The organism is Brevibacterium sp. BRM-1 (genome assembly GCF_026802075.1).
In the GTDB taxonomy this organism is placed as follows: Bacteria; Actinomycetota; Actinomycetes; order Actinomycetales; family Brevibacteriaceae; genus Brevibacterium; species Brevibacterium rongguiense.
Window position 1 is genome coordinate 2,101,814 of record NZ_CP113788.1, and the last position, 19,609, is coordinate 2,121,422.

Genomic DNA, 19,609 nt, shown 5'->3' on the forward strand with positions numbered 1-19,609 from the left:
GCGGGTCAGAACTGCGCGGTCTCGGTGGAGCCGGACAGCGCGGTGGTGGTGGAGGTGGGGTTCACGGCGGTCGAGACGAGGTCGAAGTAGCCGGTGCCCACCTCGCGCTGGTGGCGGGTCGCGGTGTAGCCGCGGTCCTCGGCGCCGAACTCGCGCTCCTGGAGCTCGACGTAGGCCTTCATCTGCTCGCGGGCGTAGCCGTGGGCCAGGTCGAACATCGAGTAATTGAGCGAGTGGAAGCCGGCCAGCGTGATGAACTGGAACTTGTAGCCCATCGCGCCGAGCTCGCGCTGGAACTTCGCGATCGTGTCGTCGTCCAGGTGCTTCTTCCAGTTGAACGACGGCGAGCAGTTGTAGGACAGCATCTGGTCCGGGTACTCGGCGTGGATCGCGTCCGCGAAGCGCTTGGCGGCCTCGAGGTCCGGGGTGGAGGTCTCCATCCACAGCAGGTCCGCGTACGGGGCGTAGGCGAGGCCGCGGTCGATGCAGGGCTCCATGCCGTTCGTGATCTTGTAGTAGCCCTCGGCGGTGCGCTCGCCGGTCACGTACTTCTGGTCGCGCTCGTCGATGTCCGAGGTCATGAGCGTCGCGGCCTCGGCGTCGGTGCGGGCGATGACGAGGGTGGGGACGTCCTGGACGTCGGCCGCCAGGCGGGCCGCGTTGAGGGTGCGCACGTGCTGCGCGGTGGGGACGAGCACCTTGCCGCCCAGGTGGCCGCACTTCTTCTCGGAGCCCAGCTGGTCCTCGAAGTGGACGCCCGCGGCGCCGGAGTTGATCATGCCGCGCATGAGCTCGTAGACGTTGATCGCGCCGCCGAAGCCGGCCTCGGCATCGGCCACGATCGGGGCCAGCCAGTCGTCGACCTTGACGTCGCCCTCGGAGGTCTCGATCTGGTCGGCGCGCATGAGCGCGTTGTTGATGCGGCGGACGACGGCGGGCACCGAGTTCGCGGGGTAGATCGACTGGTCGGGGTAGGTCTCGGAGGCGAGGTTCGCATCGCCGGCGACCTGCCAGCCGGAGAGGTAGATGGCCTTGAGGCCGGCCTTGACCTGCTGGACGGCCTGGTTGCCGGTCAGCGCGCCGAGCGCGTTGACGTAGTCCTCCGTGTGCAGGAGGTCCCACAGGCGGTCCGCGCCGTGGCGGGCCAGCGTGTGCTCCTCGATGAGCGAGCCGCGCAGCTTGACGACGTCCTCCGGCGTGTAGTCGCGGGTGATCCCGGCCCACCGGGGGTTGTCCTCCCAGTCCTTGCGGATGGCCTCGGCATCGTGGATGTTCTTCGTCGTCATCGTGTGGCGTCCTTCTCTGCGTTGCGGTTGCTCTGTGGGATCCATCCTTCCGCCCCGACAAGGACCGCGGGAGGAAATCTCGGAAGAATACGCGCGATATTTCTGCTCGATGCGATTCGGTGTCTTCTGTGGCACGTGCACCGGACCCGTGCCAGAATCGTGGCAGCGGCAGGAGCACGAGCAGCGGCAGCGGACGCGCGCACGGCCGCGCGACAGGCAAGCAGCGAGGAGAGGGACCCGCGATGACGAACGACACGGCAGCCCCCGCGCCCCCCGGTGCCGGCGAGCGCGGCCCGCGCGGCGACGCCCTGGTGGCGGGCGGGGTGGGCACGGTGGGCGCGGGCGCCGCCGCGGCCCCCGAGTCCGGCCCGGGCGAGGCCGATGCGCTGAGCATCGGCCGCCGCATCCGCCACTACCGCACGGAGCGGGGCCTGACGCTGGCCCAGCTGGGCGCGGCCGTGGACCGGGCCGCCTCGCAGATCTCCGCATTCGAGAACGGCCGGCGCGAGCCCTCGGTCTCCCTGCTGCGCGCCTGCGCCAAGGAGCTCGGGGTCACGGTGGCCGACCTGCTCGATCCGCGCCCTGTCGATGCGCGCCAGGCGCTCGAGCTCGAGGCCGAGCGCAACCAGGAATCCGCCCTCTACTCCTCGCTGGGCCTGCCGCACGTGCGCGTGAAGTCCCAGCCCACCGAGACCCTCGAGGCGATCGTGGGCCTGCAGCGCGCACTCGGCCGGGTCCTTGAACAGCGCGCCGCGACGCCCGAGGAGGCGCGGCGGGCCAACCGGATGCTGCGCGAGCAGATGCGCGCGAAGGACAACCACTTCCCGGACATCGAGGCCGCAGCCGCCGGACTGCTGGCGACCGTGGGCTACGACAGCGGGCCGCTCACCCAGCGCCAGGCGGCCGGCGTGGCCGAGCACCTGGGCTTCACCCTCCACTACGTGCCCGACCTGCCGCGCTCCACGCGCTCCGTGCTCGATGAGAAGAACAACCGGATCTACCTGTCCAACGACACCTCGGCCGGGCAGGACGCGCGCTCCCAGCTGCTCACTACGCTGGCCTCGCACATCCTCGAGCACACGACACCGAAGAACTTCCAGGATTTCCTCCTCCAGCGCGTCGAGGCCAATTATCTGGCCGCTGCACTGCTCGTACCGGAGAAATCGGCCGTGGCGATGCTCCAAACAGCGAAAAAGAACCGGCAGATTTCTATTGAGGGGCTGCGCGACCAGTACGGGGTCAGCTACGAGACGGCGGCTCACCGCTTCACCAACCTGGCCACCGCGCACCTGGACCTGCCGGTGCACTTCATGAAGGTGCACAACTCGGGGACGATCTACAAGGCGTACTCGAACGACGGGCTGCCCTTCCCCACCGATCCGCTGGGCTCCGTCGAGGGCCAGTACGGGTGCAAGCGCTTCACCTCGCGCACGGTCTTCACCACGGAGGACCGGTTCAGCCCGTACTTCCAGTACACGGACACGCCCGCCGGCACGTTCTGGTGCACGGCCCGGGTGCTGCCCGGCGGCGGGGACTTCTCCATCAGCGTGGGCGTGCCCTTCCAGCACGTGAAGTGGTTCTGGGGCCAGGACACGCCGCACCGCTCGGAGTCGCGCTGCCCCGATCCCACGTGCTGCCGACAGCCGCCGACGGAGCTCGCCGCGAAATGGGAGCACGCCTCCTGGCCCTCGGCGCGCACCCACGCCTCGCTGCTGGCCGCCGTGCCGCCGGGCGTCTTCCCCGGCGTCGACACGACCGAGGTGTACCAGTTCCTCGAGCGCCACGAGCCCCACCCCCCGCTGTAGCGGCGGGGACCGGTCGGGGAGGGGAGAGTCGGATCGGGGATAGGGCAGGCCGGGCCGGGCGGTGCGAAAGCAGCAGGCGTCCTCGGCGGGAGGCCGGCACCGGGCAATGCGCAGGGCAGGGCAGCAGCCAACGCGCAGGGCGAGGCGGCCCTCGCCCGCCCAAGCGAGCGCACCGCACCCGCCCGGCTACGCGGGCGCCGCGCCGGGGCTGCGGCCCGGGCCGCGCGCGGCCAGCGAGTATTCGAGCACGGGCCGGCCGGCCGCCCCGTAGCGCGGCTGCCGGCTGAGCACCCCGGCATCGGCCATCGACTCGAGGTAGCGGCGCGCGGTCACGCGCGAGACGCCCACGGTCTCCCCCGCCTCGGCGGCGGACAGCGCGCCACCGGCTTCGATGGCGGCGACGAGCTGGCAGTGCATCGCCTCGGGCACCCCCTTGGGCGCCTGCTTGGGCGGGGCCGCGGCAAGCGCCGCGAGCACGGCGTCGACCTCCGTCTGTGTCATGTCCTCGCCCGCGGGGCTGGGCTCGAAGCGCTGGCGGAATTCCAGATAGGCCTCGAGCTTGGACTTGAAGACGGGAAAAGTGAAGGGCTTGATGACGTATTGGACGACGCCCAGCGACAGCGCGTCCTGCACCACCTTCATGTCCCGCGAGGCCGTCACGGCGATGACGTCGACCCGGATCCGGCGCGCGCGCAGCGCCCGCATGAGCGTGACCCCGTGGCCGTCGCCCAGGTTCATGTCGAGCAGCAGCAGGTCGATGCGCCGGGCCTCGAGTCCCGCGATCTGACCGGTCATGGCGGCAAGCGCCTGGCTCGCGTTCTTCGCGATGCCGAGCACGCTGAAGCCGTCGACCCGGCGGACATACTCGGCGTGTGCCTGCGCCGCGATCGCCTCGTCCTCGACGACGAGCACGCCCACGTCGGCGCAGCCGCGCGCGGCCCCGCCCCCGGGGCCCGGTTCGCTGCTGTCGGTCATGCCTCCATCATCCACCGGGCTGCTCCGTCCGGCGCGGTGGCGCTGTTGCGGATTCGCCATGGCCGGCGCCGGGCAGCCACACGATGAAGGCGGCGCCCAGCGGGTCGCCGGGCTCATCGGGCCCGCCGCGCACGTCGATCGCCCCGCCCAGGCGGCGCACGGCCTGCACGACGATCGAGAGCCCCACCCCGCGGGAGGCCGCGCGCGCGTGGCCCTCCCCGCAGTCGGCCCCGACGCCCAGGTGCTTGGTCGACCAGCCGCGCTCGAACACGCGGTCGATGTCCTCCTCGGCGATCCCGGGCCCGTCGTCGGCCACCGCGATCTCGAACCCCTGGGCGTCCGAGCCGCTCACGCTCAGCCACACCCGCCGGCGCGCGGGCTCGATGCCGGGGCGCGAGACCGCGTCGAACGCGTTGTCGAGCAGATTGCCCACGACCGTGACGAGGTCCCGCTCGGCCCCGCGCAGCACGCCGGAGAGCCGCTCCGCGTCGACGCGCAGCTCGATGCCCGCCTCGTGCGCCTGGGTGAGCTTGGTGAGCAGCAGCGCGGAGACCACGGGGTCGTCGAAGCCGGCGAGCATGTTCGCCGACGGGCGGTCCATGAGCGTCATCTCCCGGGTCGCGAACTCGAGGGCCTCGCGCGCCTGGCCCGTCTCGATGAGCGAGGCGATGATGTGCATGCGGTTGGCGAACTCGTGGGTCTGGGAGCGCAGCGATTCGGAGAACGACTGGAGGGACACGAGCTCGCCGGAGAGCTCCTGGAGCTCGGTGTGATCGCGCATCGTCGTCACCCACGTGTCGCCCGCGCCCTCGGCCGGCTGCTGGTTGACGACGAGCACGCGCTCGTCCGTGTAGCGGAACTCGTCGCGGGCGTACGCCCCGGACGACAGCAACCCGCGCAGCTCCACCGGCAGCGCGTCGAGCAGGTCCTGCAGCGGCACCGTGTGCAGCGTGCGCTGCTCGGGCAGCCCCAGCAGCTCCGCGGCCTCGCGGTTGTACAGCGCCTCGCCACGCGTGCGGTCGAACAGCAGCAGCCCCTCGCTGACCGACTGGAGGACGGACTGGTAGTAGCCGATCATGTTGCCCAGCTCCGCGGTCCCGTAGTCGCCGGTCGCCCGCCTCAGCCCCCGGGAGGTCAGCCAGGTGGCCGTGACACCCAGCACCAGCGTCACCGCCCCCACGCCCACGATCCAGGCCCCCTGGGGGGCGAAGAGGCTGCGCACGTCGTCACCGTGGACTCCCGCGCGCACGCCGCCCACCACCTCATCGCCCCTGCGGATGGGCGCGGTGGCGTACATCATGCCGCCCTCCGGGCCGCCGCGGTAGCTCGTCTCGGTGCGGCCCTCGCGCACGCCGGGCTGCAGCTCGTCCGCGTCGAGCACCTCGATCTCGTCGAGGCGGTACTCGCGCTTGATGTTCTCCAACAGCGCCGCGATCCGGTCCGAGTCCCGGTCCTCGATCGCCCGGGAGCCGGCCATCACCTCCGCCGAGGCGCGCAGCACGTCCTGCTCCGTGCGCGTGGCCGCGTTCGAGATCTGGATGTAGAGCAGCGTCGTGGTCAGCAGCACGATGCCGATGAGCATGAGCGAGTTCGCGAGCATGATCCGCGCCGCGGCGCCGAAGCGCACGCTGCGCAGCACCCGCCCGGCGTGCGCCCTCCGGCTCCCCGGGCCGGCCGGCGACGCCCCGCCGCGCGGTCCCGGCCGGCGCGTCGGGGCAGCGCCGGGTGCGGCCCCCGGCGCGCCCGTGCGCCCGGGCCCGGCCGCGCTCGATGTCGAACCGTCCCCCATGCCCCCACAGCCTAGCGAAGCCGCGGGGCCGGTGCGGCGGCGCGGGCGGCCCGGGGTTCGGGTGCGAGCCCGGGGCCCCGAGACCCGGCTGCGTGCCCAGGGCTCGGTGGGCCGGAGGCGGCCGCGCAGCCGGCGTTGACAATACCTCTGGGGGGTATATATTCGAGGCGTGAAGATCGACGAGAGCCAGCCGCCGGGCTATACCGCGGAGAAGGACCCGCTCGCCAAGCGCATGCGGCGCATCGAGGGCCAGGTGCGCGGCGTGAGCCGGATGATCGAGGAGGACACGTACTGCATCGACGTCCTCACCCAGATCTCCGCGATCAACGCGGCGCTGCACGCCGTGGGGGTGACACTCCTCCACGACCATATGTCCCACTGCGTGGCCGACGCGGCCCGCGAGTCCCCGGAGGCCGGGGAGGCGAAGATCGCCGAGGCGAGCGCCGCGATCGCGCGCCTCATCAAGAGCTGAGCGCAGCCCGCCGATCGCACAGTCTCCCGATTAGGCAGCGCCACGATCACTCAGACCCACCACCGACCGGCCCCACCAGGAGGAGCGCCATGAGCACCGAGCACTACACCGTCACCGGCATGACCTGCGAGCACTGCGTGCGCGCCGTGAGCCAGGAGCTGGGCGCGCTGCCCGGCGTCGAATCGGTCGACGTCGACCTGGTCCCCGGCGGCCGGAGCCGGGTGAGCGTGACCGCGGCGCAGCCGCTGGCCGCCGCCCAGGTCGCCGCCGCCGTCGACGAGGCGGGATACGAGCTGGCCTGATGCCCGCCTCCCCCGCCCGCCCCGGCACGGCCGCCGCGTCCGCCCAGTCCCCCGCGTCGCCCGCGTCGCCCGCCCGCGAGGTCGACCTCGACATCTCCGGGATGACCTGCGCGGCCTGCTCGGCGCGCATCGAGAAGAAGCTCAACCGCATCGACGGGGTGCACGCCACCGTGAGCCTGCCGCTGAATTCGGCCCATGTGCGGGTGCCGGCCGGGGTCAGCGACGCGCAGCTGACGGACACCGTCGAGCGCACCGGCTACGGCGCCTCCGTGCGCTCCGGCGCGGACGGCGGTGGGCTCGTGGAGGACTACGACCCGCGCGCGCTGCGCCCCCGCCTCATCGGCGCGCTCGCCTTCGGCCTGCCCGCCATCGTGCTGTCGATGGTCATGCCGTGGCACTTCGCCGGCTGGCAGTGGGTCGTCGCGTTCCTCAGCCTCCCGGTCGTCACGTGGGCGGCCTGGCCGTTCCACGTCGCCGCCTTCAAGGCCGCCCGCGGGGGCTCCTCGACGATGGACACCCTAGTGAGCGTGGGGATCATCGTCTCCACGGGCTACTCGCTGGCCACCGTGGCACTGGGCTCGGCCGAGCACGTGTGGTTCGAGGCCGCGGACGCCGTCACGCTGTTCCTGCTGGCCGGCCGCCTCATCGAGGAGCGCGCGAAGGGCAGCGCCACGAAGGCGCTGCGCGAACTGCTGAGCCTGGGCGCCAAGAGCGCCCATCTCGTCGAGCGGCCCGGGGCGGCGCCCGTCGACGTCCCGGCCGACGGGCTGCGCCCGGGCGACCTCGTGCTCGTGCGCCCCGGCGAGACCGTTCCCGCCGACGGCGAGGTGGTCGCCGGGACCTCCGCGGTCGACACCTCGATGCTCACCGGCGAGCCGGTGCCCGTCGACGTGGCGCCCGGCGCTCAGGTGGTGGGCGGCACCGTCAACACGACGGGTGCGCTCACGGTGCGCACCCAGCGCGTGGGCGCGGACTCGACCCTCGCCCAGCTGGCCCAGCTCGTCTCCCGGGCCCAGGCCGGCAAGCCGCGCATGCAGCGCCTGGCCGACCGGATCTCCGCCGTCTTCGTCCCCGTGGTCTTCGCCATCGCCCTGGCGACCCTGCTCGGCTGGGGGCTCGCCGCGGGCGACTGGCCTGCGGGCCTGCGCGCCGGCCTCACCGTCCTCGTCATCGCGTGCCCGTGCGCCCTGGGCCTCGCCACGCCCACGGCGCTGGCGGTCTCCTCCGGGCGCGGCTCGCAGCTGGGCATCCTCGTCTCCGGCGCCGAGGCGCTCGAGTCCGCCCGCTCGCTCGACACCGTCGTGCTCGACAAGACGGGCACCATCACCGAGGGGCGGATGCGCGTGGCCGGCACCACGCTGGCGGCCGCGGACCTCCGGCTCGCCGCCGCCGCCGAGGCCATGTCCGAGCATCCGATCGCGCGGGCCATCGCCGCCGCCGCACCGCAGGAGGGCACCGCCCGGGCCGCCGTCTGTGACTTCGCCGCGATCCCCGGCGGCGGTGTCCGCGCCCGGGTGGACGGGCACCGCGTGCTCATCGGCCGGCCCGGGCTGCTGCGCGAGGAGGGTGTCGACGTGCCCCCCGCGGCGGACGGGGCCGGGATCGCGGTGGCCGTCGACGGCTCCTATCGCGGCAGCGCCGCGGTGGCCGACACCGTGCGGCCGGGGGCCCGCGAGGCCATCGCGCAGCTCCACGCGCTAGGGCTGTCCACCGTCCTGCTCACCGGCGACAGCGAGGCCAATGCGCGCGCGGTCGCCGCCGAGGTGGGCATCGCCGAGGTGCGCGCCGACGTCCGGCCGGCAGACAAGTCCGACGCGATCGCCGCCCTCCAGGCCGCCGGCCGGCAGACGGCGATGGTGGGCGATGGGATCAACGACGCCGCGGCGCTCGCGCGGGCGAACCTGGGGATCGCGATGGGCAGCGGCACGGACGCGGCGATCGCGGCCGCGGACATCACGCTCATGCGCAGCGACCCGCGCCAGATCCCGCAGGCCATCCGGCTCTCGCGGGCCACCGTCCGGCTCATCCGGGGCAACCTGTTCTGGGCGTTCGCCTACAACGTGGCGGCGCTGCCGGTGGCGGCGCTCGGCCTGCTCAACCCGATGATCGCGGGGGCGGCGATGGCGTTCAGCTCGGTCTTCGTCGTCCTCAACAGCCTGCGCCTGCTGCGCTTCCGCTGACGGGCGCACCGGCCCGGACGCTCGATGCAGCCCGGCCGTTCGATGCAGCCAGACATCTCAGTGCAGGACCGGGTACTGCTCCTCCTCGTCGCCGCCGTCGTTGCGGATGAGGCGGTTGAGGAGCATGGAGACCCCCGCGACCAGGACGAACGCGGCGACCGTGTAGATGCCGCACAGGCCCATGGCCGCCAGCGACAGCCAAGCCCGCGTGAAGACGATCGTGCTGATGAGCACCACCGCGGCGGCGATCATCCCCAGCACGAGGGCATCGGAGTAGGGCACCTGTCGCGAACGGCGGGGCCGGTGCGGGGGCTGCGCCGGCGACTGCGGCGCGTGATCTGAGGCCTTCATAGCGCCGCCCATTCTACACTTGGGGCGTGCCCCTCCCCCTGTCCCGCGCCGCGGCCCGCGCCGGGCCGCCGGTCCGCGGCGGCGCCCGCACCGGTGCCCGCGCCGCCGCCCGCGCGCTCGCCACGGCGCTCGCCTGCGCGTGCGCGCTCAGCGGCTGCCAGCCCGCCCGGCAGCACAACCTGCGCGTCGAGGCGCAGGAGACCGCCCAGGCGCCCACGGCCGCGAGCACCGCCCAGGCGGGGCGCGCCGACCGCCCGTACTCCGCGGCCCGGCTGCGCACCGCCATCCTGGCCGAGTCCCGGCTGGCCGACCAGGCAGGATACGATCAGGCAGGCGAGGTGCTGCGCTCGTGCGAGGACTGCCTCGAGTTGCGCACGCCCCTGCGGATCGGCAGCGAGAAGTTCCAGCTCGCCGCGCTCACCGCGCCCAGCGAGGACCAGCCGTTCGCCGCGTTCGTCGTGGCCGACCAGTCCGACCGGCCGGCGGTCAAGCTCTTCGTCACGGGCCACGACCTCACGGTCAGCCCCGGCCAGGGCGGGACGCTCGTTGCACAGGAATCGCTCTACCGCAAGGGCGACCCGCGCTGCTGCCCGTCCGGGTGGTCGGTGCGCGTGTACCGTTACCACAGCGGGCGCTTCGAGGCGGGGCAGAGGATCAGCCGGGACACCACGGGCTGAGGGGAGGACAGGGATGCACATCGTGCTGGTCGAGGATGACGAGGTCATCCGCGAGACCACCCAGATCGCGCTGGAGCGCTTCGGCTACACCGTCACCGCGTTCGAGGACGGCCGCGACGGCTACGAGTTCGTCGCCTCCCACGGCACGGACATCGTGCTGCTCGACCTCATGCTGCCCACCATGAACGGCGCCTCCATCACGCGCGCGATCCGGGAGCGCTCGACGGTGCCCATCATTGTCATCTCCGCCCGCTCGGAGCCCATCGACATCGTCCAGGCCCTCGAGGCGGGCGCCGACGACTACCTGACGAAGCCGTTCGACATGCAGGTGCTCAACGCGCGCATCCGCGCGGTCGTGCGCCGCTTCATCACCGCCGGCACCGGCCAGCTGGGCTTCAGCCCCGATGAGATCGGCGCCCCGGCGCAGGCCCCGGAGCTGGGCGCCGGGGGCACCGTCGACTCCGATGGGATTCCCGAGGTGCTTGGCCCCAGCCCCGGCCTGACGAACCCCACGACGTACGACTCCCACGGCCACGGCAGCCAGCCGGCGCGCCCGGAGAGCAGCGCGGGACCGCAGGGCGGCTTCGGCCACGCCGGCCAGGACCTCGAGGGCCATCGCACGAAGCTCGGCTCGCTCACCCTCGACACGGCCCGGCTCACGGTGCTCGTCGACGGGGAGGACGTCCACCTCACCCCCACGGAGCTGCGCATCCTCCTCCTGCTCACGGAGGAGCCGGGCCACGTGTACTCGCGGGAGAAGATCGCCTACACCGTGTGGGGCTACGAGTGGGCCGGCGACTCCCGCGTCGTCGACGTCCACATCCAGCGGCTGCGCAAGAAGATCGGCGCGCGGATGATCGAGACCGTCCGCGGCTTCGGCTACCGCTTCGCAGGCTGAGGCCCCCGCATGTCCCTGCGGTGGAAGATCGTCATCGTCATCGTCGCCTCCGTCGTCATCGCGGTGCTCTCCTGCGGCTTCATCGTCCGCCACTCCGCGGCGTCCGCGGAGGACAACCGGATGCGCGAGAACGTCACCGACCAGCTCTCCGATGCCACGACGATCTACGCGGAGACCGGCGTCCTCACCCTCAACACGAGCGTCGACGACTCGGCGCTGCCCGCGGAGGCGCGCAGTGCGGCCCTCAAGGGCCAGAGCGTGACGATCCGCTCGCAGGTCGACGGCAAGAACGTCATCTGGGCCGCCGGACCCATCCAGGTGGGCTCCCACGCCGCGGTCATCTCCGTGCGCGCCTCCACCGAGGAGTCAGCGGAGCTCCTCGAGCGCATCGACCGGGCGATCCTCTACGGCATGATCGGCTCCGCGGTGGTGATCGGCGGCATCGGCTCGCTCGTGGCGGGGCAGATCTCGCGCCGGCTCACGCTGGGCGCCCAGACGGCCCGCCGGATCGCCGCCGGTGACACGAGCGAGAAGATCTCCGATGTCGTGGCGGCCGGCGACGACGAGGTCTCCGCCTTCGCCGAGGCGGTCGACTCCGCCGTCGCCCGGCTCGCCGAGCGCCTCGACTCCGAGCAGCGCTTCACCGCCGACCTCGCCCACGAGATGCGCACCCCGCTCACGGGCCTCGTCAACGCTGCGAACCTCCTCGAGGAGGACTCGCGGCCGGCCGAGCTCGTCCGCGATCGCGTGCACCGGCTCCAGGTGCTCGTCGAGGACCTGCTCGAGGTCTCGCGCCTGGACGCCGGGCGCGCGGAGCCCGTCATGGGCCCGGTCACCGTCGTGAGCGCGGTGAAGTCCCTGCTCACCACGCTGCGCGCCTCGGGGGCGCTGGGCGAGCACGTGGTGATCGAGGACTACCGCGCCCCGGACGCCGTCATCGTCACCGACCAGCGCCGCTTCGAGCGGATCGTGAGCAACCTCATCACCAACGCGGTGCGCCACGGCGCCGATCCGATCTCGATCGTCGTGGACAACGGCGCGGTCATGGTCAGCGACGCGGGCGCGGGCTACCCCGCGGACATCATCGACGCCGGGCCCACCCGCTTCGTCTCCGCGGGCGGCGGCGGCATGGGCCTCGGGCTCGTCATCGCCCAGGGGCAGGCGAAGCTGCTGGGCATGCGGCTGGTCTTCCGCAACGGCGCGAACGGCGGGGCGCAGGCGCGCGTCGAGTTCCCCTCGCCGGCGGACCAGGCGAGCGCCGCCGCCGAGGCGCGCCCCGCCTCGGCCGCCTCCGCGGACACCGTGCCGGGCCCGCACGGCGCCCGGCACTGAGCCGAACCCGGCGGCCACGCACCAGGCGGCGGCCTGTCAGGCGCCCGTCTGTCGGGCGACCCGGCTGCGCGCGCGGCGGCGGCGCAGGCGCCGGATGCCGACGGCGAGTGCGCAGACGATCGCGACGGCCGGCGCCACGAGGCACACGCTGAGCGCGGGGCCCATGATGAGCCCGATCCCGGCGGTGGAGCTGTCCGAGGTGAGGACCGAGACGTCGACCCACACCTCGAGCGCCCCCGCCAGCAGGGCGTAGGCGAGGCCCCCGGCCCAGGCGGGGCCGCCGGTGCGCACGAGCGCCATGAGCACGGCCGTCGCCAGGAACGGCAGGGTGCGCAGCAGCAGGAGGACGGCGCCGAGCGCCAGCAGCTCGACGTCGGCGTCGCGGGGGCTCGGGCCCAGGTACAGGTAAACCCCGCGGCCAGCGCGGCGCCGGCCAGCGGCACCGCGATGCCGAGCCACCAGAGCGGGGTGCGGGGCGGGATCCTCATGGCGGCACCCTACCCGGCGACCGCACCGCCGCCGGGTCTCCCGGTCTCCCGGGCTCCCGGCCGGCGCTACAGCGCGTCGAGCATCCGGGCCACCCGGATGTAGCCCAGGTGGGAGTATGCCTGCGGGTGGTTGCCCAGGTGGACCTCGGAGGCGGGGTCGTACTCCTCGGAGAACAGCCCGGTGGGGCCCATGAGGTCCGTGAGGCGGGCGAACAGGTCGCGCGCATCGTCGTGGCGGCCCACGAGGATGAACGCCTCGATGAGCCACGTCGTGCAGATGTGGAAGCCGCCCTCCAGGCCGGGCAGCCCGTCCTCGTAGCGGTAGCGGAAGACCGTGGGCCCCACCCGCAGGTCGCGCTCGATGGCGTCGACGGTCGCGATGAAGCGCGGGTCATCCGGGGCCAGCAGCCCGGACAGGCCCACGAACAGGCACGCGGAGTCGAGGTCGTCCTCGCCGTAGGCAACCGTGTAGGCGCCCACCTCCTCGTTCCAGCCGCGGGAGATGACGTCCTCGGCGATCTCCTCGCGCAGCTGGCGCCAGGCGCCGGGCAGTTCGCGCCCGAAACGGTCGGCCAGGCGGATCGCGCGGTCGACCGTCACCCAGCACATGACCTTCGTGTAGACGTTGTGCTTGGGCTCCCGGCGGGCCTCCCAGATCCCGTGATCGGGCTCGCGCCAGCGCCGCTCGACGGCGATGACCATCTGGCAGGCCAGCTCCCAGTGCTCGTCGCTGAGGTCGCCGAACTCGGCGGCCAGCGCCGCGATGAGCTCCGTGACGGGCCCGAAGACATCGAGCTGGACCTGGTGCTCGGCGGCGTTGCCCACGCGCACGGGGCGCGAGCCGGCGTAGCCGGGCAGGTGCTCGAGGACCGCCTCGGTCGTGAGCACGGAGCCGTCGACCGCGTAGAGGGGGTGGAGCTGCTCGGGCCCGGAGGCCTCGGCGAGGATGCCGCTGAGCCACTGGAGGAAGCCCTCGGCCTCCGCCGAGGAGCCCAGCTGGAGCAGCGTGTGCACCGTCATGGACCCGTCGCGCAGCCAGCAGTAGCGGTAGTCCCAGTTGCGGATGCCGCCGATCCCCTCCGGCAGCGAGGAGGTGGCCGCGGCCAGCACCCCGCCCGTGGGCGTGTGGCACAGCGCGCGCAGCGTGATCGCGGAGCGGATCACCTCATCGCGGCGCAGCCCCGGCAGCCGCAGGCTCGCCACCCAGTTCGTCCAGTAGCCCTCCGCGCGGGCGCGCACCGCCTGTTCGTTGCCCTGGGTGAGCGTGGCGATGTCCTCCGACTCGCCGCACACGAGGGTGAGCACGGCGTGACCCGATTCGCAGTCCGCGGGCCGCACCCGTGCCACCGCGGTGTCGGAGCCGCGGACCTGGACGATCTCGAACTCGAGGCCCGGGGCGTGCAGGACGATGGGCTCGGGGGTGCCGAGCACGCGCACGGTGTCCCCGTCTGCCTCGAGGCGCACGGGCGCGGAGCCGTAGTCGGGGCGGGGGGCGAAGCGCACCTCGGCCTCCGCGTCCCCGGTGAGCACGCGCACGAGCACGGTCTCCGAGCTGTCCTCGTCCACGGGGGCGAGGTAGTCGAGCAGGGTGAGGCCGGCCCAGCGCGTCTCGACGATCGTGGAGGCACCCCGGTAGCGCTGCGTGAGCGGCTTGGCCGCCCGCCCACTCAGCGCCGCCGGGGTGACGGAGAAGTAACCGGCGATGTCCGAGCCGAGGATCTCGGAGAACAGCGAGGCGGAGTGCGGCAGGGGGTGGGGCATCCAGCAGATGCTGCCCTCCGGGTCCACCAGCGCCGTGGACTGGCCGTTGGCCAACAGCGAGTGGCGCTGGATCGGCACGGCGGTGCGGCCGAACAGCCACGCCCGGCGCAGCTCGAAGATCGTGGTGAGCACGAGCGCCACGGCGTCCGGGTCCGCCACGCGGTAGGCGGCAGCGGTGGGAGCGTCCGCACCGTCCTCGGCGACCCTGACGCCCACGTCCGTGCCGCCGAGCGTGACGAACGCGGCCTCGTCTGAGGTGTCGTCGCCGATGTAGAGCACGGCCGGATCGCCGCCGCGCTCGCGCAGCTCGCGCAGGGCGTCGCCCTTCGTGGAGTCCGTGGCGGTGAGGTCCGCGACCTCCTTGCCCCACAGGACGCCGATCCCGTCCACTCCGGCCAGCGAGTCGATGACGGCCAGGGCATCCGCGCGCGCCTCCGGGGCCAGGCCGCGCAGGTGCACGGCGACGCCGGTGGGCTTCTTCTCGATGTGGATCTCCGGGCGCTGCGCGGCGAGCTCACCGGCGGCCGCGAGGATCCGGTCGATGCTCGCCCGCTCGCGCTCGTCGAAGGTCTCGTCGAAGTCCGTGTCGCGCTCGCTGCCGTGCGAGCCCACGAGGGCCACCTCGCGCGGCAGGCGCGACATGGCGGCGAGGTCGCGCAGGGAGCGCCCGGAGATCACCGCGGTGGAGGTGTCGCGCAGCGCGGCGAGGGCGCGCATCGACACGACGGACAGCTCGAGCGGGTAGGCGTGGGTGGGGCGGTCGACGATCGGGGCGATCGTGCCGTCGTAGTCCGTCGCCACGAGCAGCCGGGGCGAGCGCGCCACCTGCACGAGCGCCTCGAAGAGGGCGGGATCGAGCGTGCGCATCGCGACGGCGAGGTCGCCCAGCGGTCCCGCGGTGGGGGCTGCCGGGTCAAACGAGTCGGGGAAGGGCCGGGCGGCCTCCAGGCTTGGGTTCATGCTTCTTTCCGGGCGCGCATGCGGCGGGTGGCGCCGCCGACGATGAAGAGGACGGAGACGATGAGGACGGCGGCGCCGGCGAACCCGAACACCGACAGGGCCGCCATCTGGGTGCCGAAGCCCACGATGACCGCGAGCAGGACGTGCAGCCCCGCGGAGATGAGGAAGTCGGCGGCCATGGGCTCCGCGCGGCGCACGCGGTACATCCACAGCTCGAGCAGGCCGTGGAGCAGCGCCCAGATGCACACGGCGGCGCGCAGCTGGCCCGGCTGCTGGGCCAGCAGCAGGAAGACCGCGGCCGGCAGCACGATGATCGCCTCGCACTGGAGGACCAGGCGCACGGTGCCGCGCTGGCGCACGCTCTGGAGGAACAGGAGGATGCCCGCCACGAGCAGGTAGCCGAGGGTGACGAGCGCGGCGGTGCGCACGCCGATCGCCAGCTGGGCGGCGCTGGCCAGCTGCACGCGCGGCCAGAAGACGGTCGCCAGCCCGAACGCGGCGCCGGCGGCGCCCCGGGCGATCATGAACGCGCCGTCGCGCGCGCTCAGGCGCGCCGGCGGCGGGGCGGGGGCAGCGGTCGCTGCCGTGTCGTGGGCTGGAGTCACCGGATCAGTCTAGAGGATCGCCGGCCCGCGGTTCGGGGCCCGCCGCCCGGGCGCCGGCCGGGATTCATGCGCCCGTCGCCGCCGTGTTCCGCCCCGTTTCCCGCCCGCCCCTAGCGTGGGCCCATGGTCGCCGCTCATCCGCGCTCCCCCGCCGTGCCGCCCCCGCGCCGGTTGCCGCTGGGCCGCTGCGCGCTGTGGTTCTGCCTGGGGCTGGGCTGCGCCCTCACAGCCGCTGCCGCCGCCGGCTCCACGACGGGCAGGCTGCCCGGGCTCGATGCGGGGCTGCGCCCGCTGCTGCTGGGCTGGCCACCGGTCCTCGCCCTGGCCGCCGCCTGGTTCCTGGCCCTGGGCGCCCGCCCCGGACGTACCGTCGAAGTCCCGCGCCGCGCGGCCGGCGAGCTCGCGGCGCGGGGAATCCCGGGCTCCGCACGGGTCCGCACCGTCAGGCGCAGCCGCGCCGGCACCGGGTGGCGGCTGGCGCTGCTGGTGAGCGCGCGCCCCGAGGCCCGGGGCGCGCGGCCGGCCCCGCCCGTGCGCTCGCGGCTCGTCTGGCACCTCGAGGCCGTGGACGCCGAGCGCGTGGTGGCCGGGGCGCTCATCCCCGTGCGCCTGGACCCGCTGGACCCGGCGCGCATCGCCTTCGACGCCCGCGCGGATTCCCGTGGCCGCAGCGGCGACCTGCCGGAGGGGGCCCGGACGTGGCGCGCCCGACTGGCCGGGCTGCGGCTCACGAGCGCGGCCGGGGCCGCGGCGGGAGCGGCCGCGGGCCTCGCGCTGGCGCTGGGATCGCTGTGAGGCCTCAGCGGCGGCGCATGGCGTCGGAGAAGCGGTCCCGCTCGTACGTGATCGTCGAGTAGCCGTGCTCCTTGGGGCGCCCGTCCTCGCCGATGCCCACGAAGACGATCTTGTCGATCGAGAGGATGATCTGCTCGGTGAGGATGTTGCGCACCTCGCAGCGCATGGTGAGGGAGGTGCGGCCGAAGTGCACGGCCTGCAGCCCGATCTCGATGATGTCGCCCTGCACCGCGGAGGCGAGGAAGTTGATCTCGGAGATGTACTTCGTGACGATGCGCTGGTTGCCCAGCTGGATCATCGCGTAGACGACTGCCTCGTCGTCGATCCAGCGCAGCAGGCTGCCGCCGAACAGCGTGCCGTTGGCGTTGAGGTCCTCCGGGCGCACCCACTTGCGGGTGTGGAAGTTCATCTGCTCGAAGCGCTCGTCGCTGTCCATGCCCCGACTCTACCGCCGGCCGGACAGCGCACCCTAGTTCTACGTAATTACGTTATTATCGGTCTATGGCCGATCAGGATGACAGCGACAGCCCCGCCCCCCACGAGCGCCTCGAGCGGCGCATCGACGCGCTCGAGGGCGCCCTCCAGCGCCTTCTCGCCGCGCTGCCGGGCGCATCTGGGCTGTCCAGTGCCCCGAGGCTGCCCGGTGCACCCCGGTTGTCCGGTGCACCCCGGCTGTCCGGTGCCGCCGGACAGCCGGGCGCCCCTGGGCTGGCTCCATCGCCCGGTGCCGCCGCAGCGAGCACCGCAGCCGAGGCGGGCGCTGGGGCTGCTGGGGCCGGCGCTGGGCCTGCTGGGGCCGAGGCGGCGCCGCCCGAGGGCGACTTCTGGGTACTCGACGGCATGCGGGAGCGCTACGGGGACGAGGATGTCGTGCTCTACGCCGGCACCGCCCCCGCGCCCGGGGGCGGGCGGCTGCGCTGGCAGTACGGCCTGCCCACCGCGGCGCTGCTCGACGGCGACTTCGCCGATGCCGCCGAGCGCCTGAGCGCCCTGGCCCACCCCGTGCGGCTCGCCCTCGCGCAGGCGGTGCTGGCGGGTGTGGACACGGCCGCGGATCTCGCGGCGCTGCCCGGCCTGGGCACCTCGGGGCAGGTCTACCACCACCTGGGGCAGCTGTCGGCCGCCGGCTGGCTGCGCAGTCCCCGCCGGGGCCACTGGGAAGTGCCCGGCGACCGGGTCGTCGCCCTGCTCGCCCTCATCCTCATCGCCTCCCACTGAGCCGCCCCTCCTCGTACGAACGCACACACGCCCCCGCACCCACCCGCACGCACGCCGGCGCTCAGGTCTCCGGCTCGCACCGCACTCCGACCCGCACCGTTCCGCTGCCCACACCGTTCCGCCGCCCGCTCTGCCCGACTCCCGCCGAAGGAGCCCACCGGTGTCCACACCCGCCGCCTCGCCACAGCCCCCCGGCCCACCGCAGCGCCCCGCCCCACTCGAGCGCCCCGCCCCGCCACCGCGCCTGCGCGCCCTGCTCCGCAGCCGCCGCGGGATGCTCGCGGCGGCCCTCGCCCTGGCCCTCGTCGCCGCGTGCGCACTGGCCTTCCCGTGGCCGCGCGGCTTCCGCGGCGCGCCCGCGGGCGACGAGTCCCTGGCGCGCAGCGTGCAGGCGGCCCTGCCCGCCGGATACCGCCACAGTGGAGCGTTCGCGCTGGTGGAGGACGGCAGCAGCCCCCGGTTCGGAGGCTTCGGCGCGGATGAGCACACGGTGTTCGAGATCGGCTCGGTCACGAAGACGTTCACCGCCGCCCTCTTCGCCGATGCGGTCCGCCGGGGCGAGGTGCGGGCCGCCCAGCGCCTCGGCAGCATCTTCCCCGAGCTGCGCGATGCGCCCGCGGGAGAGCTCACCCTCGAGCAGCTGGCCGAGCAGCAGACCGGGTTCCCCCGCCGCGCGGACGCGGCCCCCCTCGGGCAGCTGCCGCGCACCCTGGCCCGCCTCGACCCCTGCACGAAGGACCTCGCGGGAGTGCTCGCACACGCCGCGCAGACGCAGCCGGACCCGGGCCACTACGCCTATTCGAACCTGGGCGTCGCGCTCCTGGGCCAGGCCGTGGCCCGCGCGGCGCACACGGACTACCCGGCGCTCGTGCGGGCGCGGCTGCTGGAACCCCTCGGGATGACCGAGACGACCGTTCCCATGCGGCCGGCCGACCTGCCGGCGGGCAGCCCCCACGGCTACACAGCCGCGGGGCTGCCCGCGGGCCCCTGGACGCTGGGGGCACTGGCGCCGGCCGGCTCCATCCGCTCCACCGCCCACGACATGGCCCTGTGGGTGGCCGCGATGGCGGACGGCACGGCGCCCGGCGCGGCCGCGGCGAAGGAGCGCGCGGACGCCGACGACGGGGCGAAGATCGGCTACGTCTGGATGCACACGGACGGCCTGACCTGGCACAACGGCGCCACCGGGGGCTACCGCTCGTGGGCCGGGTTCGACGCCCACGGCCGCGGTCTCGTCGTGCTCACCGACAGTGCCGTCAGCGTGGACGAAGCGGCGGATGCGCTGCGCGAGGAGGGCGCGGACTCATGATCATCGCACTCACGGGCGCCCTGCTCATCCTGGTCGCCACCGCCTGGCCGCTGCTGCGCCTGCACCCCGCCTCCCTGGCCCGCCGGCCCCTGGGCCGGCTCGAGCTCGCCCGCCTGCCGGTGTCCGCGGCGGGCTGGCTGGCGCTCATCCTCGCCTTCTTCTCCCTACCCGCCTGGCTGGCCCCGGTCTGGGCGGTGGGCATCCTGGGCCTCGGGTTCCTCGTGTGGGCCGTGTGCGCCCTGTGGCCGTACGCGTGCGCGGTCGACGCGGTCGCACTTCAAGCTGGGGACGCCCGCGCCGTGCGGGCCCGACGCTCGCAGGGCTGGGCGCTGGCGCTCGACCTGCTCATCCTCGCGGTCGCCGTCTGCGCCATCGCGGCGCCGCTCGTGCTGCGCTGAGGGGCGCG

The 19,609-nt window shown here is 73.9% G+C and carries 19 protein-coding genes; 11 read left to right on the forward strand and 8 right to left on the reverse strand.

Features of this window, described 5'->3' with window-relative positions:
* Positions 1-5 precede the first annotated feature (5 nt).
* Positions 6-1,286, reverse strand: coding sequence for an isocitrate lyase (gene aceA / locus BRM1_RS09190; RefSeq protein ID WP_268525377.1), 1,281 nt, complete (start codon positions 1,284-1,286; stop codon positions 6-8).
* Positions 1,287-1,528: 242 nt separating this feature from the next.
* On the opposite strand from aceA, the gene BRM1_RS09195 reads away from it, so the two are divergent.
* A complete protein-coding gene (locus BRM1_RS09195; RefSeq protein ID WP_268525379.1) occupies positions 1,529-3,091 on the forward strand; it encodes a helix-turn-helix domain-containing protein in 1,563 nt (520 codons plus the stop codon).
* A gap of 186 nt (positions 3,092-3,277) precedes the next feature.
* Here BRM1_RS09195 and BRM1_RS09200 read toward each other — a convergent pair whose 3' ends face one another.
* On the reverse strand, positions 3,278-4,066 hold the full coding sequence (locus tag BRM1_RS09200) for a response regulator (protein WP_268525381.1): 789 nt from the start codon (positions 4,064-4,066) through the stop codon (positions 3,278-3,280).
* 7 nt (positions 4,067-4,073) lie between these two features.
* The gene (locus BRM1_RS09205) at positions 4,074-5,705 is read right to left on the reverse strand and encodes a sensor histidine kinase (RefSeq protein WP_268525383.1); all 1,632 of its coding nucleotides are present in this window, start codon (positions 5,703-5,705) and stop codon (positions 4,074-4,076) included.
* Positions 5,706-6,087: 382 nt separating this feature from the next.
* Here BRM1_RS09205 and BRM1_RS09210 point away from each other — a divergent pair, with 382 nt between their 5' ends.
* The 3 genes from BRM1_RS09210 (at position 6,088) to BRM1_RS09220 (ending at position 8,809) form a co-directional block, all read left to right on the forward strand.
* Positions 6,088-6,327 (forward strand): metal-sensitive transcriptional regulator, encoded by a 240-nt coding sequence (locus tag BRM1_RS09210; RefSeq protein WP_268529796.1) that lies wholly within the window; start codon positions 6,088-6,090, stop codon positions 6,325-6,327.
* An 89-nt stretch (positions 6,328-6,416) separates the two neighbouring features.
* Entirely contained in the window at positions 6,417-6,629 is a 213-nt protein-coding gene (locus BRM1_RS09215) for a heavy-metal-associated domain-containing protein (RefSeq protein ID WP_160952788.1), read from the forward strand.
* Complete coding sequence (locus BRM1_RS09220; protein ID WP_268525386.1) at positions 6,629-8,809, forward strand: heavy metal translocating P-type ATPase; 2,181 nt, start codon at positions 6,629-6,631, stop codon at positions 8,807-8,809. The genes BRM1_RS09215 and BRM1_RS09220 overlap by 1 nt, the downstream gene beginning before the upstream one ends.
* A 57-nt stretch (positions 8,810-8,866) precedes the next feature.
* Here BRM1_RS09220 and BRM1_RS09225 read toward each other — a convergent pair whose 3' ends face one another.
* Positions 8,867-9,160 (reverse strand): hypothetical protein, encoded by a 294-nt coding sequence (locus tag BRM1_RS09225; protein WP_268525388.1) that lies wholly within the window; start codon positions 9,158-9,160, stop codon positions 8,867-8,869.
* Positions 9,161-9,186: 26 nt separating this feature from the next.
* Here BRM1_RS09225 and BRM1_RS09230 point away from each other — a divergent pair, with 26 nt between their 5' ends.
* From BRM1_RS09230 to BRM1_RS09240, 3 genes are read left to right on the forward strand one after another with little or no spacing between them, the layout of a single operon-like run.
* Positions 9,187-9,837 (forward strand): hypothetical protein, encoded by a 651-nt coding sequence (locus tag BRM1_RS09230; RefSeq protein ID WP_268525389.1) that lies wholly within the window; start codon positions 9,187-9,189, stop codon positions 9,835-9,837.
* A 13-nt stretch (positions 9,838-9,850) separates the two neighbouring features.
* Complete coding sequence (locus BRM1_RS09235) at positions 9,851-10,735, forward strand: response regulator transcription factor (RefSeq protein ID WP_160952785.1); 885 nt, start codon at positions 9,851-9,853, stop codon at positions 10,733-10,735.
* Between the two features lie 9 nt (positions 10,736-10,744).
* The gene (locus BRM1_RS09240; RefSeq protein ID WP_268525392.1) at positions 10,745-12,067 is read left to right on the forward strand and encodes a sensor histidine kinase; all 1,323 of its coding nucleotides are present in this window, start codon (positions 10,745-10,747) and stop codon (positions 12,065-12,067) included.
* Positions 12,068-12,103: 36 nt separating this feature from the next.
* Here the strand turns inward: BRM1_RS09240 and BRM1_RS09245 are convergent, their stop codons facing one another.
* From BRM1_RS09245 to BRM1_RS09255, 3 genes are all read right to left on the reverse strand, one after another.
* Positions 12,104-12,526 (reverse strand): hypothetical protein, encoded by a 423-nt coding sequence (locus BRM1_RS09245; protein WP_268525394.1) that lies wholly within the window; start codon positions 12,524-12,526, stop codon positions 12,104-12,106.
* A gap of 95 nt (positions 12,527-12,621) precedes the next feature.
* On the reverse strand, positions 12,622-15,276 hold the full coding sequence (gene otsB, locus BRM1_RS09250; RefSeq protein ID WP_268525397.1) for a trehalose-phosphatase: 2,655 nt from the start codon (positions 15,274-15,276) through the stop codon (positions 12,622-12,624).
* Positions 15,273-15,881, reverse strand: coding sequence for a hypothetical protein (locus BRM1_RS09255; protein ID WP_268525399.1), 609 nt, complete (start codon positions 15,879-15,881; stop codon positions 15,273-15,275). The genes otsB and BRM1_RS09255 overlap by 4 nt, the downstream gene beginning before the upstream one ends.
* A gap of 123 nt (positions 15,882-16,004) precedes the next feature.
* On the opposite strand from BRM1_RS09255, the gene BRM1_RS09260 reads away from it, so the two are divergent.
* Positions 16,005-16,676, forward strand: coding sequence for a hypothetical protein (locus BRM1_RS09260; RefSeq protein ID WP_160952780.1), 672 nt, complete (start codon positions 16,005-16,007; stop codon positions 16,674-16,676).
* 4 nt (positions 16,677-16,680) lie between these two features.
* Here the strand turns inward: BRM1_RS09260 and BRM1_RS09265 are convergent, their stop codons facing one another.
* Positions 16,681-17,112: an acyl-CoA thioesterase gene (locus BRM1_RS09265; protein WP_202410823.1), complete on the reverse strand. Its 432-nt coding sequence runs from the start codon at positions 17,110-17,112 to the stop codon at positions 16,681-16,683.
* 65 nt (positions 17,113-17,177) lie between these two features.
* Between BRM1_RS09265 and BRM1_RS09270 the strand changes: the two genes are divergently transcribed.
* From BRM1_RS09270 to BRM1_RS09280, 3 genes are all read left to right on the forward strand, one after another.
* Entirely contained in the window at positions 17,178-17,894 is a 717-nt protein-coding gene (locus tag BRM1_RS09270) for an ArsR/SmtB family transcription factor (RefSeq protein WP_268525402.1), read from the forward strand.
* A gap of 160 nt (positions 17,895-18,054) precedes the next feature.
* Positions 18,055-19,203 (forward strand): serine hydrolase domain-containing protein, encoded by a 1,149-nt coding sequence (locus BRM1_RS09275; protein WP_268525404.1) that lies wholly within the window; start codon positions 18,055-18,057, stop codon positions 19,201-19,203.
* Positions 19,200-19,601 (forward strand): hypothetical protein, encoded by a 402-nt coding sequence (locus tag BRM1_RS09280; protein ID WP_268525406.1) that lies wholly within the window; start codon positions 19,200-19,202, stop codon positions 19,599-19,601. Before BRM1_RS09275 ends, BRM1_RS09280 begins: the two co-directional genes overlap by 4 nt.
* Positions 19,602-19,609: the final 8 nt, after the last annotated feature.